Origin of the sequence: Sphingomonas suaedae (genome assembly GCF_007833215.1) — a bacterium.
In the GTDB taxonomy this organism is placed as follows: Bacteria; Pseudomonadota; Alphaproteobacteria; order Sphingomonadales; family Sphingomonadaceae; genus Sphingomonas; species Sphingomonas suaedae.
Genome location: NZ_CP042239.1, coordinates 815,692 through 831,698, shown reverse-complemented (window position 1 = coordinate 831,698; position 16,007 = coordinate 815,692). Strand labels below are relative to the sequence as shown.

Here is a 16,007-nt window from a genome sequence, read left to right as displayed (position 1 = left end):
GCGGGGCCCCGGCCGGCTGGGAGGAAACCGGGACCCAACGGACTGCGCCTGCAGCGGCGAGGGGGCGCCGCCGCTACAGGCGGTCTCGTCAGCGCTCGGGGGTGTAGGCTTTGCCGGTGCCCAGGAACTTGCGCGTGGCGGCGCGCGCGTCAGCTTCGGCCTGCGCGCGCCGCGCCGCCTCCATCGTCTCCGCGCGGTACTGCGCGGCCATCAGGCTCTGGATCTGGAACTGCTGCTTGGCGGTGAGCGCGAGCAGCTGGTTGGTCGTCTGCTGCGCGGCGAGCGCGCCTTGCGCGCTCTGGCTGCGCGACGCGAGCGCCTCGAGCGACCGCGCATCGGCGGCTACATTCTCGACGACCTTGGCTTGCACGCCCATCGTGTGCCGGAAGGATGCCATGGCATTGTCGAGCCGGTCGCGCGCCGCGATAACCTGTTTGTCGGTGGCGAGCGCGCTGGCGAGATCGTTGGGGAAGAGCTGACGGAATTGCTGGTCGAGACCATCGACGCGGAAGTTCACACCCTGCGCCTGCCCCATCAGCACGTCGATCTGCGCAATGGTCTGGCGCAAGGCATCGAGCTCGGGGAAATCGACCCGCGCGAGATTCTTCGCCTGATTGAGGATCATCGCCGCCTGGTTCTGAAGCGAATGGATTTGGTTGTTGATCTGCTGGAGCGTTCGTGCGGCGGTCAGCAGATTCTGGCTGTAGTTGTTGGGATCGAACACCGTGATCTGCGCGTGGGCGGACGGCGCGGGAAGCGACAGGCTGAGCGCGAGGGAAGCGATCGCCCCCGCGCCGAGCAGGCTGGCGATCAGAGTCTCGCGGGCGGGGACACGCGTCATGGAACTACTCCTTTGCTTGGGGGGGCGGGAAATTGGCGCACCAGCTCGGCCGCCCAGTCGAGGCCGGCCTCAGCGAGGAAGCGAATCACGAAGTCGGCGTTGCCATGCTCGGCGAGCAGAGCGTCGACACGCGCCTGGGTTGCAGGATCGGAGGCGCCGCACAGCGCCAACGCAACCGGACCAAGGCCCAACTCGAACAGCCGGTTGCCGCAGGCAGACTGGAGGTAATAATGGCGCTTGGGACTGGCGCGGGCGATAAGCTCGATCTGCGCGGCATTCAGCCCGAAGCGCTCATAGGAGGCGCGCCCCTGCGGCTCGATCGCCGCCGCATTGGGGAGCAGGATGCGCTGCGGGCAGCTTTCGATGATGGCTGGCGCGATCCCGCTCTCGGCGATGTCGGCGAGACTCTGGCTCGCGAAGATCACCGCCACATTCTTCTTGCGCAGCGTCTTGAGCCACTCGCGGATCCGCGCGGCGAACAGCGGGTGGTCGAGAAACTTCCAGGCCTCGTCGAGAATCAGCAGCGACGGAGCACCGGTGAACCGCTCCTCTAGCCGGTGGAACAGATAGGTGAGCACGGGCGCCACCGCGCTCCCCGTCCCCATCAGCGCCTCGGTCTCGAAGCACTGGACCTGCGCCATACGCAGATCGTCTTCGGCGGCATCGAGCAGGCGCCCGAACGGGCCCTCGATCGTATAGGGTGCCAGTGCCGCACGCAGCGCGGTCGATTGCAACAGCAGAGCAAGGCCCGTCAGCGTGCGCTCCTCGACCGGGGCCGAGGCGAGGCTGCCGAGCGCCGACCAGATCGCATCCTTGACCGGCGGATCGACGGTCACCTTCTCATGCGTCAGGATCGCGGCAATCCATTCGGCAGCCCAGGCGCGCTCGGCTTCACGGTCGATGGCGGCAAGCGGCTGGAACGCGATGGTTTCGCCCGCGTCCCCGCCAAGGCCCAGTGCATGATGCGCCCCGCCCATTGCGAGGGTGGCGACGCGGGCCGACCGGCCCATATCGAAGATATAGACCCGGCTCCCGGCATAGCGACGGAACTGGAGCGCGAGCAGTGCGAGCAGCACCGATTTGCCTGCGCCCGTCGGCCCGATGATCATCATATGCCCGACATCGCCGACATGGGTCGAGAGCCGGAATGGTGTCGAGCCGCTGGTTTGAGCGTAGAGAAGCGGCGGTCCGTCGAGATGGGTGTTGCGCGCCGGACCCGCCCACACGCTCGAGAGCGGCATCAGATGCGCGAGGTTGAGCGTGTGGACGAGGGGTTGCCGAACATTTGCATAGACATGCCCCGGCAGGCTCGAGAGCCACGCCTCCACGGCGTTCAGCTCCTCGCGGATACAGGTAAAGCCGAGACCATTGACGACCCGCTCGACCTGGCGGACCTTGTCCTCGACGCGCGCACGATCGCAGTCCTGGACCGTGATCGTCGTCGTCAGATGGCCAAAGGCGACATGGTCGCCGCCCAGCGCCTGAAGCGCGACATCGGCATCGACCATCTTGTTGTCGGCGTCGCTGTCGAGCAGCTGGACCGGCTGATTGTAGAGGACCTCGCGCAGCAGCGCGGTCACCGATTTGCGCTTGTTGAACCACTGGCGGCGCAATCTGGTGAGCGCCCGGGTCGCATCGGTCTTGTCAAGCGCGATGAACCGCGTGACCCAGCGATAGCCGAAGTCGAGATGGTTGAGCGCGTCGAGGATGCCGGGCCGGCTCAACCCCGGAAAGCCGAGGATCGAGAGCGTGCGCAGATGCATCTGCCCGAGCATGGGCTCGAGCCCGCCGGTCAGCTCGGTATCGACCAGCAGCCCGTCGAGATACATCGGCGTTGCTGGCACCGCGACCCGGTGCTCGCGGGTCGAAATGCGCCCATGGAGGAAGGTCAGCGTCTCGCCATCGTCGAGCCCGGCAATCTCCGGCATGAAGCCCGCGAAGAGGTCGAGCGCTCGGGCGGTCTCGGCAATGAAGGCGGCAAGCGCCTGGTGCCAGTCGCGTCCCTTTTCAGAGCTTTGCCGTTCGACCAGCGCGCGGCTTGCCGCGTCGCTCTGATCGGGCGGCGGAAAATAGGTGAGCGTGAGATAATAGCGGCTCTCGAAATGCTGACCCGCCGCCTCGAAGTCGGCGCGGCGCTCCTCGTCGACGAGCCAGGACGCAGCATCGGGAAATTCGCTGGCGGGATAGGCGAGCGCCTCGCGCCGCTCGGCTTCGATATGGAGCGCCCAGCCCGATCCGAACCGTTTAAGCACGTTGTTCGCGCGCGCGCAGGTCGAGACGAGTTCGGCCTGGGTTGCCGATTCAAGATCGGGGCCGCGAAAACGCAGCGTACGCTGAAAACTCCCGTCCTTGTTGAGGACCACGCCGGGTGCGACCAACGCCGCCCAGGGCAGGTGATCGGCGAGCCGGTCGGCCCGGCTGCGATATTCGCGCAGGTCTAGCATGCGAGATACCCCCGCTGACGCAGATGCCGCGCGAGCACGGGAGCGAAGTCCGGATCGCGGCGTGCCGCGAACACCGCGACCGTATGACCCAGCGCCCAGATCGCGAGGCCCGCGATCCATTGCTGAAGCCCCAGCCCCATGGCGGCGGCGAGGGTGCCGTTGACGATCGCGATCGTCCGCGGCGCGCCGCCGAGCAGAATCGGTTCGGCAAGCGCTCGATGGAGCGGCGCCTCGAACCCTTCGATGGCTTCACCTGCCCCGGTCATGCGATCAGCGCCCCGCCGCCGAACGAGAAGAAGGAGAGGAAGAAGCTCGAGGCGGCAAAGGCGATCGAGAGGCCGAACACGATCTGGATCAGGCGGCGAAAGCCGCCCGCCGTCTCGCCGAACGCGAGCGTCAGGCCGGTCACGATGATGATGATCACCGCGACGATCTTGGCGACCGGTCCCTGGACCGACTCCAGCACCTGCTGGAGCGGCTCCTCCCACGGCATGCCCGAGCCGGCGGCGAGCACCCGGCTCGCCGCGCATATCGCGAGACCGGCAGCGGCACCGAGGAGCAGGCGCGATCCGGCGGAGTTAGGACGAACGACAGTCATGGGTCAGGCTCCTGTTGTTGGGGGCAAGGAAAAGGGGGCGAGCGCGTAGGCGCCGGTGTCCGGGTCGATCCCGACGACGCGGGAGACGCCCTCGACGCGGCGATCGGTACCGCGCCCGGCGATGAAGACGACGAGGTCGATCGCCTCGGCGATCAGGCACCGGGGGACGGTGACAACGGCCTCCTGCACCAGTTGCTCGATGCGATAGAGCGCTGCGTTCGCGGAGTTCGCATGGACCGTGGCGATCCCGCCGGGGTGGCCGGTGTTCCAGGCCTTGAGCATGTCGAGCGCTTCGGGGCCGCGCACTTCGCCGACAATGATCCGATCAGGACGAAGTCGCAGGGTCGAGCGGACAAGATCCGCCATCGACACCGATCCTGGACGCGTGCGCAGCGCGACCGTGTCGCGCGCCGGGCTCTGCAGCTCGCGCGTGTCCTCGATCAGGATGACGCGGGTATCGATCCATGCCATCTCGGCGAGCAGCGCATTGGCGAGCGTCGTCTTGCCGGAACTCGTCCCGCCCGCCACGAGGACGTTGAGGCGCTGCATGACCGCCGCGCGCAAATTGTCCGCGGTGTCGGGCGCCATGATGCCTTCGTCGACATAGTCGCCGAGCGTATGGAGGCGCTGCGCGGGCTTGCGGATCGAAAAACAGGGGCCGGTGGCAACCGGCGGCAGCACGCCCTCGAACCGCTCCCCTGCCCCGCCGTCGATATGGGGCGGCAGTTCGGCCGAGACGATCGGCTGCCCGGCATGTACCTCGGTCCGCGCGTGGCTCGCCACGAGCCGAATGATGCGCTCGGTCTGGGCGACGTCGATCGCAACGCCGGTGTCGACCCGGCCCTCGCCGAGCCGGTCGAACCGAAGCGCGCCATCGGGGTTGACCATGATCTCGAGGACCAGCGGATCGGCCATCGCGTCCGCGATGACGGGTCCCATCGCGGTGCGCAGCATCGCGCGTCGGCGTTCGGCGGACAGAGCCGCGCTCATCGCGCGTTCTCCTCGGGCCACATGGTGCGTCGCCCCGAGGCAACGGCCCGACCGACCGGTGCCACGAATGCTTCGAAGCGCTCGCGCGCAAGCGCCCGCCCGACCGCATCATTCTCGGCGAGCGGGGCCTGGATCGAGAGCTCGAAGCGGATGAACGGCGCCAGCGTCTCGAGCGCGACATTGCCGTCGCGCTCGATCCGCGCCAGAGCATTGCTCATCCGGTCGAGCCACAACGCGAAGCGATCCTCGAGTTCGGACGCGCCGCGACGATTGAGCCACGCGGTCACAGCGTCGGCGAGGATCGCCGACTTGGATGCGCCCGGTTTGGCCGCGAGCGCCGCCAGCCGGTCGCTGAGGGGCCTGGGCAGGAACAACTGGTGGCGGACGCGCTCGGCCATGGTCAAAAGTCCAGCTCGAGATTGCCGGGCCGCGCCGAGCCTGCGTCCATCCCATAGACGCGCCGCGCAGCCTCACTCGCCGAGCGATCCATCGCGCGCTTGTCGGCAGCCGGGTCCCCCTCATCGTCACCCAGGCCGAGCGGGTCGGTGGGCGCCAGATCGACCGTCGCGACGGGCGCAATCTCCTGCGCCGGGTGGCGCGCCTGTTCGAGCCCGCCGTCCATCTCCTCACTCTCATCCGGGTTCGGCGACAGCCGCGCGTCGACCGGCCGGACCTGGCCGGACCAGTCGTCGGGCCGCGCTGACGGCAGATCGGCCGGGCCGTCCGCCCCCAATATCGGCGGTGCTACCCTGCGCGCGGTGAAGGCATCATCCTCGAAATAGCGCAGCTTCTGCGCGCGCACCGGCGGGTGGCCCGCCACCAGCACCAGCTCGTCGCTCGGAGGCAGCTGCATCACCTCGCCGGGCGTCAGCAGCGCGCGCGCAGTCTCCTGCCGGCTGACCATGACATGGGCGAGCCAGGGCGCGAGCCGGTGCCCGGCATAGTTGCGCATCGAGCGCTGCTCGGTGGCGGTGCCGAGCGCGTCGGAAATCCGCTTGGCGGTGCGCTCGTCATTGGTCGCGAACGCGACGCGCACATGGCAGTTGTCGAGGATCGCGTTGTGCTCGCCATAGGCCTTCTCGATCTGGTTGAGGCTCTGCGCGATGAGGAAGGCGCGCACCCCGTAGCCGGCGAGGAAGGCGAGGCTCGTCTCGAAGAAGTCGAGCCGCCCCAGCGCCGGAAACTCGTCGAGCATCAGCAGCAGCTTGTGGCGCCCTGGCGTGCCGGAGGCATGGAGCTGCTCGGTCAGCCGCCGTCCGATCTGGTTGAGGACAAGCCGGATCAGCGGCTTGGTGCGGCTGATGTCCGAGGGCGGCACCACCAGATAGAGCGAGACAGGATGTGCCGCCGCGACCAGGTCCTCGACCCGCCAGTCCGATGCTGCGGTCACCGCTGCGACGGTGGGATCGCGATAGAGCCCGAGGAACGACATCGCGGTCGAGAGGACGCCCGAACGCTCATTTTCGGACTTGTTGAGCAGCTCGCGTGCTGCCGACGCGACCACCGGATGGACGACCGGCGCGTCCTCGCTGCCAAGATGATTGGTGGTCATCATCATGCGCAACGTCGCGGCGAAGGAGCGTTGCGGATCGGACAGGAAGGTCGCGACGCGGGCGAGCGTCTTCTCCTGCTCGGCATAGAGAATGTGGAGGATCGCGCCGACCAGCAGCGAATGGCTGGTCTTCTCCCAATGATTGCGCCGCTCGAGCGCGCCTTCGGGATCGACCAGGATGTCGGCGATATTCTGGACGTCGCGCACCTCGTCTGCGCCGCGCCGCACTTCGAGTAGCGGATTGTAGCGCGCCGAGCGCACATCGGTCGGATTGAAGAGCAGACAGTGCGAGAAGGCGGAGCGCCACCCGGCGGTCACTTCCCAATTCTCGCCCTTGATGTCGTGAACGACCGTAGAACCCGTCCAGCCGAGCAAGGTGGGAACGACCAGCCCGACGCCCTTGCCCGACCGTGTCGGCGCGAACGCCATGACGTGCTCGGGCCCATCGTGGCGCAGATAGCGTGCGCCCAAACGGCCCAGAAACACGCCTGCATCTGCTGCGAGCCCCGCCGCACGAATGTCCCGCAAGCCAGCCCAGCGCGCCGACCCATAGGTCGTGACATGGCGCTGCTGGCGAGCCCGCCAGATCGACCCGAAGATCGCAGCTCCGCATCCCAGCAGCCCGCTACCCGCAGCGATCGCTCCGGCCTCGTCGAAGACCTCCGGGGCGTAGGCATCGAAATGGAACCACCAGGGGAACAGCGCCCATGGCGCATAGACCGGCACGCCGCCCAGCTTGAACCAGGGCGCGCCGAGCTCGGGCTGATAGGCCAGCGCCGCCGCTGCCCATTGGGTGGCGAACCAGACGCCCGCCACCACGATCAGCGCGACGATCAGCATCTGGCCGAGCAAAAGTTTGGTCGGGGTCATGCGGGCCTCCTCCCGCATGCGACTCACCGCGGCGGGCTCGACCCCATGAATCGCCCGCAATCGAACAAATCGTCAGAGTCCCTCTCGTGCCACCGGGCACATTCTTGGTGCCATCAGTGACGGACTGCCGAAGTCTGCAATTGGGCCGGTTGCTGAACGGCAGGTCTTGGCTAGGAACTGTTTATAGCCGCAGGCCGGCTTTCGGGCGGCCCCGGGGACGGCGCCTGGCGGCGGAAACTGGGTGGTTAGCTGCCGTGCTCGCCAGCAGCCCGAGTTTGTGACAGAAACAATGCAGGTAGCGGCCCGAGAACAGCCAAAGCACCCGCAACACGGATGACAGGATCGGCTTGTCCGATAATTACGAACAAGCAGATCGCCGATACGCCGAGCATGTTGCCGCCCCTGAGCCAGATTGAGCCAGCCAACCTGCGATGAAGTCCGTTCGCGAGAAACAATGCTGCGAGCGGCGTGAGAAATGCAGCCCAGAAGGCCAAGAGCCAAACATCTTCCGGCTCTTCGGCGTAGCGGCTCATTCCGTGCGCCATTGAACCGATTGCGAGGAGCGCAGCAAGACACAGCGTGACGCCCAGTAACAAGTTGTAAGTGCGGATGATTTTCATCGCACGAATTTACCTCGTTCCATGATGTCCGCAACGGGGTCGCTTCTTGCCGGTCCGCTCGTTAGATTGGCCCCACCGCGCGCACGTTAACGCCTACCGAACGCTCTAGAAGCGCGATCGTATGAAGTTGGCGGCCCAGCTCCGAGTGCCGGCCCTCGCGAGACAGGCCACGGCCGATAGTTCCCCGTTGGAGTGGAAGGTCTCGCATGTTCCCGATGCAGCGGTGGAGCTGCCGTCCCGAAAGAACACTCTACTGATGATCATCCGATTATCGCGCATGTCGCCCGCGAACCGCATCATCGAGCCCCAGCTTCTCTGACTAAAATCGAGCGTTGCGCTGTCACCTTCCTGGCTGATCGAAACCGTGTTGCATAGAATCAAAGATGTTTCCTGGCGGAAGCGGGCCACTCGATCGGGATATTGGCACCGGCCGCTTAGCACGGTTGCCGGTGTTACGCTTTGAGCGTGAAGCTGCGGAGGTGCGCTCGTCGCCAACATCGCGGCTGCGGCGAGCGCAAGAGTGGCTGATCGTCTCCAAGTCATGGCGCGAATATGATCGTGAGCCGCTCCATCAGCAAGCATAGTTCGATCCGCGCTTTTCATCAAACCGACCACGGGTGACATCATGAGTCCCGTGATTCGTGAGCGAAACAACCGGTTCAGGGAGCGAGAAACGCTTCTCGAGTGACCGAGATTGGGCCGACACCGGAATGACCGCTATTTTACTGAGGCGCAGCGAAGGCTGCCGTTGGCAAGCAGCAGAATCGATTGGCGCAAACGCCTCGTGCGGACCACGTCTGCGGTGCCGGGTGGCTTGTCGGGACGGAGACTTCCGCCTAGCCTAAGTGGATGGGGAGTACAGCGGGAAGTACATCGATTGTCGGAGAGCGCGCGCCCTATTTCTGGGCAGGTTGCGCCGCGATCAGCGCTGGTGTGCTGCTGCATCTGCCAATGCTGGCGATGGCGCACCGCATGGGCAACCACCTCAACGGGATGCCGATGGACGCCAGCATGGGGCTGGGCATGGTCCTGATCGTGATCGGCGTGCCGCTCGCCTGTTTCGGGGCGTTGCCCAAGGTACGGGGCGGCCATGGCGATCATGCCGGTACCAATTACGAAGCTCCGGACACGACTCCGCTCGGCCGCTGGCACGCCGCAACCCTGCTAGTGCTGACGCTGGGGCTGATTATCGACGTCATGAAGCCCGCGACGCTCGGCTTCGTGCTGCCCGGGATGGCAGCCGAATACGGCATTGCGCGCTCGCAGGTCGCGTTGCTGCCCCTGGTCGCGCTCACAGGTACTACCGTCGGCTCGTTTCTGTGGGGCTGGCTGGCGGACATCTATGGTCGTCGCGTGTCGATCCTGCTTTCGACGATCCTGTTCGTCTCGACCGCCATCTGCGGGGCGATGCCGGCTTTCGCCTGGAACCTGGTGATGTGCTTTCTCATGGGCATATCGGCAGGCGGGATGCTGCCTGTGATCTACACGCTGCTCGCCGAAGTGATGCCGCCGCGCCATCGTAGTTGGGTGCTGGTGCTGGTCGGGGGCATGGGATTGGTCGGAGGTTATCTCGCCGCCAGCGGGGCGGCCTATGTTCTAGAGCCGGTCTATGGGTGGCGCGCGCTTTGGCTCCAAGGGTTTCCAAGCGGATTGTTGCTGCTCGCCTTGGCGCGGTTCATTCCTGAAACGCCACGCTTTCTCGCCGAACGCGGCCGCGAAGCCGAACTGGCGCAGATGCAGAAGCGCTTCGGCCTAGCGCCTAAGCCGCGACCTATCGAGGCCCCGGCCGATACGCCAACAAGCACCGAACATCACCGCCTCACCGCCGCGCTCGTCATGACTGCGCTGTGCTGGAGTTTCGTCAATTTCGGGCTTCTGCTGTGGCTTCCATCGGACCTGCAGGCCCGCGGCTATAGCGCCGAAGTGGCGAGCGGAATCCTCGCCAAATCATCGCTGCTCGCGTTTCCCACCGTTTTGCTGGCTGCGCTGTTCTATGCGCGTCGGAGCAGCAAATGGACACTCGTCGGCACAGTCGGCCTGACCTTTGCCGGCCTTATCGGGGCGATGCTGCCCCCGTCGCTGTTAAGTTGGGAGCCGGTGCTGATCGCGGTCATCGCGATGCTGATCGTCGGCACTAACGGGACGATCGCGGTGCTGCTGCCCTATACGGCGGAAAACTATCCCCTCGGCACCCGGGGGCGGGCAACAGGGTTGGTGGCAGGGAGCAGCAAGTTCGGCGGGGTCGCAGTACAGGTTGCGGCCCTCGCGGGCTTCGCACCGACGCTGGTGGGTGCAGCGCTGGCGCTGTTAGTTCCGACGGCGGTGTCTGCCGGAATGATCGCCTGGTTCGGGCGCGAAACCCGGGGGCGCAGCCTCCGCGAGTTAGAAGCGGAGTAGACCCACGTTCGTCCGCTTATCAAATTGCTCCTGCAAATCAGTTCCTACCCAAACCGATTCCCCACCACCTGGGTCAGTGGCCGCTTTTGGGATTGATCGAAGGTATGGCGAACGGCGGCACTTGGGGCGCTTTGCGGATTGGCTGGTTCTAGCAATGGCAGCAAGGCCGCTCATGGGTCGACGGCGGACGGTATGTATCGCGAATCCAATCGCCTGCGGGCTAACGCTCAGCGCCACGACCATTGCCGCCCGCTACATCGAGATTTCCAGCCCTCGGGTCCGACGGGCGAAGGCACTAGCCCCTTCCGCCTATCCTGATGTTGATGCCGATGTTGCGCGGCTGCGATACGCCCCAGACGGAAGCAGGGTCTAGGTCACCGCCGTTTAGTACGCCCTGGTACCACAGCTTGTCGAACAGATTTTGGACGTAGACGTTCGCCTCAACCCGCCGCCCCCAGCGATATCCGAGCACAAGGTTGGCAACGACCGCCGGGTCCCGTCGCACGATGCCGCGCCAGTCCCATGCTTCGCGCGACTTTCCTTGCCACATCCACTCGATCGACAGGCTCGCCTCGTCAGGACCGAGCGGATAGCGGAAGGTCGCAACGCCGTTCGACGCCCATTCGGGATTGGTCAATCCACCACAATCGTCGAGTGCGCAGCCTCGGTCGCCACGCGTGCGCGTCCGCGTCCATGTAAGCGAGGAGCGAAGGTCGAACCAGGTCGCGGGCCGCGCGGTGAGTGCCGCCTCAATGCCCCGCCCGCGCACCTCACCGATATTGATCACTTCCTGCGCACGGGTTTCGGTGTTGTAGAAGTTGGTCTGCAGGTTCGAGTAAAGATAGTCGAAGGCAACGAGATCGAAGTGCAACCGGCCCTGCGCGAGGCTCGCCTTGATCCCCAGCTCCTTGCTCCACACGGTTTCTGGATCGAACGCATCTGGTCGCGTGCCCGTCGGAACCAATCCGAAATCGTCGATCGGAGATGGTGCCTCAAGGGTGAACGTCCCGAAGCCGCCAGCCTTGTAGCCGCGCGACACGCTGGCGTAGATGCTGACGCGCTCCTCAGCTTTCCAGCGCAGATAAAGGCGCGGGGTCACGCCTTGCCAGCTCCGCGCATCCTCGACGAACCCATCGGTGCGATAGGTAAAGGTCCAGATGTTGCCGAGGCTGCTCGTGGTTTGCGGCACGTCAAGCGCGAAGCGCTTGCGATCCCAGCTGTAGCGGAGCCCGGCACCCAGCTGCAGGCGCGGCAAAACCCAGTAGTTGACGTCGCCATAGGCAGAAACTCCGGTCGCGACGTTCCGTGCATGGTTGGGCTGAACGAACATGCCGTCGGCGGAAGGGGTATAGACCGTGCCGAACAGGTCCTGCGTCAGCGCGCCACAACTCGCATAGCCATAACCGGCAAGGCAGATGTAGCGCTCATCCGCCTCGTCCGTGAAGCGCGCATTCACGGTTTCACGATAGGCGGACAGGCCGACCGTCCAGCTCAGCGGGCCGTTGGCGCTTGAGACCAGCCGCAACTCACCGCTTGCATAGGTGCCTGACTGAAACTGGCGATAGATGCCGAACGGCTCGGCGGTGCCATCATAGTCCTCTTCATAAACAAAGCGGTGGCCGCGATAGCCTGCGATGCCCGTCAGTGTCGCGAAACCCAGATCGAGCTCGGCCTGCGCCGTAAGGCTGCTGATATCGCCGTCGTCGCGCGGGTTGAGCAGATCGCTGTCGATCGACCGTCCGTCGCCGCGCACGACAATTCGGGTTCCCAGCGCCGCATCAATCGCGTCAATGACTTCGCGGTCGGCATTGGCGGCGCGATAGGGCGTACCGTCCAGTCGCCGGTGCTCATGCTCGCCGATGATCCAGGCATTGAGTGCGCCCCGTTCGTAGCGCAAGCTGACGCGGCCCGCAGCCTTGGACTGGTGCATGATCCGGTCATGTCCCGGGGTCGCCGCGTTGTCGATCCAGCCGTCGGTGTTGAGCAAATAGCCGGCCATCCGCATCGCCCAGTTCGGACCCAGCGGGATATTCACCGCCCCGTCGAATTCGACGCGGTCGGGTTCGCCATAGCCTGCAGCCAGGACCCCGCTCCACCGGTCGAACTCGGGCTTGCGCGTCACGACGCTGATCGCGCCGGAGATGGCATTGCGCCCGAACAGAAAGCCCTGCGGCCCGCGCAGTGCCTCACCGCGCTCGATGTCGTAGAGCGAGGTCACTGCCGAGCCGGTGCGGCCCTGATGAATCCCGTCCTTGAAGATCCCGATCGATGGCTCGCCGCCAATGCCATAGTCGTTCGACGCAATGCCGCGCACCGCCAGATCCTCGATATAGCTATCGTCCGAGGCTCCCGCGAAACCCGGGGCGAAGGCCACAAGATCCTTGATGTCGTCGAGCCGGGCACGTTCCACGAAGCTGCCGTCAAAAGCGCTGATCGCGATCGGCGTTTCGCCGATCGGTTCGCGACGATGCTGCGCGGTGACAACGACCTCCTCCACCGGAAGGACTTCAGGCAACTCATCGGCCGATGCCCCGGAAGCAGCGAGGGTGAACGCCAGCGAGGCGATTTCAAACTTCATCATCAAAATCCCAGCTGGAGCGCAAAGACGCCCGCCGGGGCGCGCTCTTGCAAAGTCAGTAAGGGGCTGCGCGCCTGAACGATCGCGGCGCTGAGGAGCAGTGGCTCCGCCTCGAATGCAGCACGGAGCTCCCAGTCGCCTTTCGGGCCATAGGTCGCGCTATCCTCGATCCCGGCCCGCCCGCTCAGCGTGAGCCCGGTGAAAGGTGCCACGGACAACGTCGCAGCCCCATAGAGATTGTCGCCAAGTCTGGCCTGCGCTGGTGCATAGCTCAGCTCCGCGGCGATCTGGACTGGGCCAAGCTCTCGGCCGAATTGCGCGGTCACTTCGAGATAGGCGGGAGCCCCTCTGACGAAATAGGCGCGCGCGCCCGCCTCGTAGACGAGGGCACCGACCGAACCGGCTCGGCCAAGATACAGGTCTATCTCGCGTCCTTCCGCGGCGCCATCCGCCCTGGTGGAGCCCCACAGTTGCGCCTGCCACTCATCCTGCTCGACACCGATTCCGCCTTGGATGACGGGCATATGGTCGGACAGGCTGAGACCGCGAAAGCGATAGTCGGTGACGATTGCCACTTCCGCGCTAACATCACGCGCGAAAGCTGGGCGCGCGGTCCCGCCCGTAATGATCGCAAAGAGCCAAATGACGACAAGAGAATGCGGCGGGATCATGGTGCCCGCGCCATGCGCCCGGCCACCATAACATCGCGTTAAGTTACTGCAAAACTTATACGATCGTGCGAACACAGGGGTGGAATTTCATCCTTTAGAAAGGATGCCGGCCTAGCTGTCCGGATCATGTCCAAATCCGCGACTTTCAGACCCGACAGGCGGCAGGACCAATCCTTTCTGGCCCGTGTAGCCCTGCCTGCTATCGCCGCGGTCGCGACGCTCGCCATCGCGCTTACCGCCGTGGTGCTTCTTTCGGCGAGTCAGGCGAACAAGCTCGCAGGTGATCGCCAGCAGGCCCTGATCGAGACGGTCTTGAAGCAGCGCTCCGCTGCGATCGCACATGATCAGGAAGGGGTGACGATCTGGGACGAGGCGCTGCGGCATGTCACCGCGCCCCGACCCGATTTCAAATGGCTCGACGACAATCTCGGGGTCTGGTTGCACAGCTATTACGGGCATGACGAGGCCTATGTTCTCGATGCTTCCGGCGCGCCGATCTACGCGATGCGCGACGGCAAACGGATTTCGCCGGGAGACTATCGTCAACGCGTCGGAGTGGTCGTCGCACCCTTGGTCCAGAACCTTGTCCACAAGCTCACGCGCCCCCTCCCCCATTCCGTTACGGTACCGCAGCGCACACCGGACAGCTACGCCATCGCCCGCATCGGCGGCCATCCCGCGATCGTCAGCGTCAAGGCGATCCTCGACGAAGAAGGCAACATCACGCCAGGGATGAAGCCGCCCTTTCATGTCAGCGTGCGTCGGCTCGACGGCAGCTTTCTCAAGGAGTTTGCCGAGGCCTATCAGTTGACCAACGCGCGCTTCGCAACCGCGCTCGATCCCATCGGATCGGATCGTGCGGCGCCGCTCGTCGATCGCACCGGGAAGCCCCTCGGCTATATCGTCTGGGAACCCTTTGGTCCGGGTGCACTCATGGCACGGCGGATCGCGCCGTTCGCGATCGGTGCGCTGGTGATGATCCTGGCGATGGTCGGATGGCTGTTGTTGCGGATTCGGCGCAGCACGCTGGCGCTCGAAGCGAGCGAAGCGCAGGCACAGCACCTCGCCTTTCACGATCCGCTCACTGGGCTTGCCAACCGCGCCCTGTTCGACGATCGGCTCGGGCACATACTCGCCAAAGCTCAGGCGAACGACGCGCAGGTCGCCCTCCTCTATTTCGATCTCGACCGGTTCAAACAGGTCAACGACACGCTCGGACATCCCGCCGGGGACGAGTTGATCGTTGCGACAGCGCGTCGGCTTGTCGAAGTCACGCGCGAAACCGACGTGGTTGCGCGCATCGGCGGCGACGAGTTCGCGGTCATCCAGACCGGGGCGGTATCTGCAGCGTCGACGGAGATCCTGTGTCTGCGCATCATCGAGGCGGTCGGCGAGCCGTTCGACCTCGCCGGAAGCAAGGCGAGTGTGGGCGTCAGCATCGGTGTTGCCCTGTCGCCGGCTGACGCGACGACGCGGACCGAGCTGGCCCGCAAGGCGGACATCGCGCTTTACGAAGCAAAAGCATCAGGCCGCGGCCGGTACATGTTCTTTCGCGAGGAGATGGACGCCGGTGTACGCCATCGGCGCGAGATCGAGGCTGATTTGCGAGACGCCCTCGATGCGGGTGATCAGCTTCGGATCGAATATCAGCCGCTCTACGCGGCGCAAAGCGGTCAGATCATCGGGGCGGAGGCGCTGTTGCGCTGGCAGCATCCGGTCCGCGGCATGATGTCTCCGGCAACCTTCGTGCCGATCGCCGAGGCCTGTGGCTTGATCAACGGGATTGGCACCTGGGTGCTGGAACGTGCCTGTGCCGACGCGGTCCGTCTGCGTCTGCCAAGCATCTCGGTCAATGTCTCAGCGGTGCAGTTGCGCGACGAGGAACTGGCCGAGGAAATCCTGGGCATCCTCAAGCGCACCCGGCTCGAACCTTCGCGGCTCGAGATCGAGATCACCGAAACGAGCTTCATCGAGAGCGCCAGCGCGTGCCAGGCCACGCTGGTCCGGCTGCGCGCGGCAGGTGTACGGATCGCGCTGGACGATTTCGGCACGGGCTATTCCTCGTTCAGCCACCTGCGCAATTTCGAAGTCGACCGGATCAAGATCGACCAGAGCTTCGTCAACGGCATCGATATGCGGCGTGGCGGAAGTGCGATCATCCGCGCCATCGTCGACCTGGCCAAGGCAAGCGGCATGCAGATCACAGCGGAAGGCGTCGAAACGGACGAGCAGCGCGACTTCCTTGCCGATGCCGGCTGCACCTCGCTGCAGGGGTATCTGCTGTCCCGCCCGCTCAGCCCCGCTGCCATCGCCGCGCTGCTGTATCGGAACCCGGCGATCGAATTGCGTCGCGCTGCGATGCAATGAGCGCCCGCTCGATCTTAACCCTTTCTTAATTCGCAGGACTATCCTGCCGAAGCGCACCATAGCTGCGCCGGAACGAGTC

Annotated in this window: 12 protein-coding genes; 2 read left to right on the top strand and 10 right to left on the bottom strand. The window is 65.2% G+C overall.

What is annotated here, in order from left to right:
• Positions 1-88 precede the first annotated feature (88 nt).
• From trbJ to FPZ54_RS03875, 8 genes are all read right to left on the bottom strand, one after another.
• Positions 89-841: a P-type conjugative transfer protein TrbJ gene (gene trbJ, locus FPZ54_RS03910; RefSeq protein ID WP_145845163.1), complete on the bottom strand. Its 753-nt coding sequence runs from the start codon at positions 839-841 to the stop codon at positions 89-91.
• Positions 838-3,285 (bottom strand): conjugal transfer protein TrbE, encoded by a 2,448-nt coding sequence (trbE, locus tag FPZ54_RS03905; protein WP_145845161.1) that lies wholly within the window; start codon positions 3,283-3,285, stop codon positions 838-840. The genes trbJ and trbE overlap by 4 nt, the downstream gene beginning before the upstream one ends.
• Complete coding sequence (locus FPZ54_RS03900) at positions 3,279-3,551, bottom strand: VirB3 family type IV secretion system protein (protein ID WP_145845160.1); 273 nt, start codon at positions 3,549-3,551, stop codon at positions 3,279-3,281. Before FPZ54_RS03900 ends, trbE begins: the two co-directional genes overlap by 7 nt.
• Complete coding sequence (locus FPZ54_RS03895; protein WP_145845158.1) at positions 3,548-3,883, bottom strand: TrbC/VirB2 family type IV secretion system protein; 336 nt, start codon at positions 3,881-3,883, stop codon at positions 3,548-3,550. The genes FPZ54_RS03900 and FPZ54_RS03895 overlap by 4 nt, the downstream gene beginning before the upstream one ends.
• 3 nt (positions 3,884-3,886) lie before the next feature.
• On the bottom strand, positions 3,887-4,873 hold the full coding sequence (trbB, locus tag FPZ54_RS03890) for a P-type conjugative transfer ATPase TrbB (protein ID WP_145845157.1): 987 nt from the start codon (positions 4,871-4,873) through the stop codon (positions 3,887-3,889).
• Positions 4,870-5,271 carry a CopG family transcriptional regulator gene (locus FPZ54_RS03885; RefSeq protein ID WP_145845156.1) on the bottom strand — a complete coding sequence of 134 codons (402 nt, stop codon included), beginning with the start codon at positions 5,269-5,271 and terminating at the stop codon, positions 4,870-4,872. The genes trbB and FPZ54_RS03885 overlap by 4 nt, the downstream gene beginning before the upstream one ends.
• A gap of 2 nt (positions 5,272-5,273) precedes the next feature.
• A complete protein-coding gene (locus tag FPZ54_RS03880) occupies positions 5,274-7,295 on the bottom strand; it encodes a conjugal transfer protein TraG (protein WP_145845155.1) in 2,022 nt (673 codons plus the stop codon).
• Between the two features lie 245 nt (positions 7,296-7,540).
• Positions 7,541-7,915: a hypothetical protein gene (locus FPZ54_RS03875; protein WP_145845153.1), complete on the bottom strand. Its 375-nt coding sequence runs from the start codon at positions 7,913-7,915 to the stop codon at positions 7,541-7,543.
• Positions 7,916-8,764: 849 nt separating this feature from the next.
• Here FPZ54_RS03875 and FPZ54_RS03870 point away from each other — a divergent pair.
• Positions 8,765-10,312, top strand: coding sequence for an MFS transporter (locus tag FPZ54_RS03870; RefSeq protein ID WP_239019703.1), 1,548 nt, complete (start codon positions 8,765-8,767; stop codon positions 10,310-10,312).
• A 295-nt stretch (positions 10,313-10,607) separates the two neighbouring features.
• Here the strand turns inward: FPZ54_RS03870 and FPZ54_RS03865 are convergent, their stop codons facing one another.
• Together FPZ54_RS03865 and FPZ54_RS03860 are read right to left on the bottom strand one after the other, a co-directional pair.
• Entirely contained in the window at positions 10,608-12,893 is a 2,286-nt protein-coding gene (locus tag FPZ54_RS03865) for a TonB-dependent receptor (RefSeq protein ID WP_145845151.1), read from the bottom strand.
• Entirely contained in the window at positions 12,893-13,561 is a 669-nt protein-coding gene (locus FPZ54_RS03860; RefSeq protein WP_145845149.1) for a TorF family putative porin, read from the bottom strand. The genes FPZ54_RS03865 and FPZ54_RS03860 overlap by 1 nt, the downstream gene beginning before the upstream one ends.
• 126 nt (positions 13,562-13,687) lie before the next feature.
• Between FPZ54_RS03860 and FPZ54_RS03855 the strand changes: the two genes are divergently transcribed.
• Positions 13,688-15,928, top strand: coding sequence for a putative bifunctional diguanylate cyclase/phosphodiesterase (locus FPZ54_RS03855; protein WP_145845148.1), 2,241 nt, complete (start codon positions 13,688-13,690; stop codon positions 15,926-15,928).
• Positions 15,929-16,007 lie beyond the last annotated feature (79 nt).

Coding starts and splice junctions, on each gene's coding strand:
- trbE (WP_145845161.1), bottom strand. CDS start 3,285: ATGCTAGACCTGCGCGAATATCGCAGCCGGGCCGACCGGCTCGCCGAT.
- FPZ54_RS03895 (WP_145845158.1), bottom strand. CDS start 3,883: ATGACTGTCGTTCGTCCTAACTCCGCCGGATCGCGCCTGCTCCTCGGT.
- trbJ (WP_145845163.1), bottom strand. CDS start 841: ATGACGCGTGTCCCCGCCCGCGAGACTCTGATCGCCAGCCTGCTCGGC.
- FPZ54_RS03865 (WP_145845151.1), bottom strand. CDS start 12,893: ATGATGAAGTTTGAAATCGCCTCGCTGGCGTTCACCCTCGCTGCTTCC.
- FPZ54_RS03860 (WP_145845149.1), bottom strand. CDS start 13,561: ATGATCCCGCCGCATTCTCTTGTCGTCATTTGGCTCTTTGCGATCATT.
- FPZ54_RS03875 (WP_145845153.1), bottom strand. CDS start 7,915: ATGAAAATCATCCGCACTTACAACTTGTTACTGGGCGTCACGCTGTGT.
- FPZ54_RS03880 (WP_145845155.1), bottom strand. CDS start 7,295: ATGACCCCGACCAAACTTTTGCTCGGCCAGATGCTGATCGTCGCGCTG.
- FPZ54_RS03900 (WP_145845160.1), bottom strand. CDS start 3,551: ATGACCGGGGCAGGTGAAGCCATCGAAGGGTTCGAGGCGCCGCTCCAT.
- FPZ54_RS03870 (WP_239019703.1), top strand. CDS start 8,765: ATGGGGAGTACAGCGGGAAGTACATCGATTGTCGGAGAGCGCGCGCCC.
- trbB (WP_145845157.1), bottom strand. CDS start 4,873: ATGAGCGCGGCTCTGTCCGCCGAACGCCGACGCGCGATGCTGCGCACC.
- FPZ54_RS03885 (WP_145845156.1), bottom strand. CDS start 5,271: ATGGCCGAGCGCGTCCGCCACCAGTTGTTCCTGCCCAGGCCCCTCAGC.
- FPZ54_RS03855 (WP_145845148.1), top strand. CDS start 13,688: ATGTCCAAATCCGCGACTTTCAGACCCGACAGGCGGCAGGACCAATCC.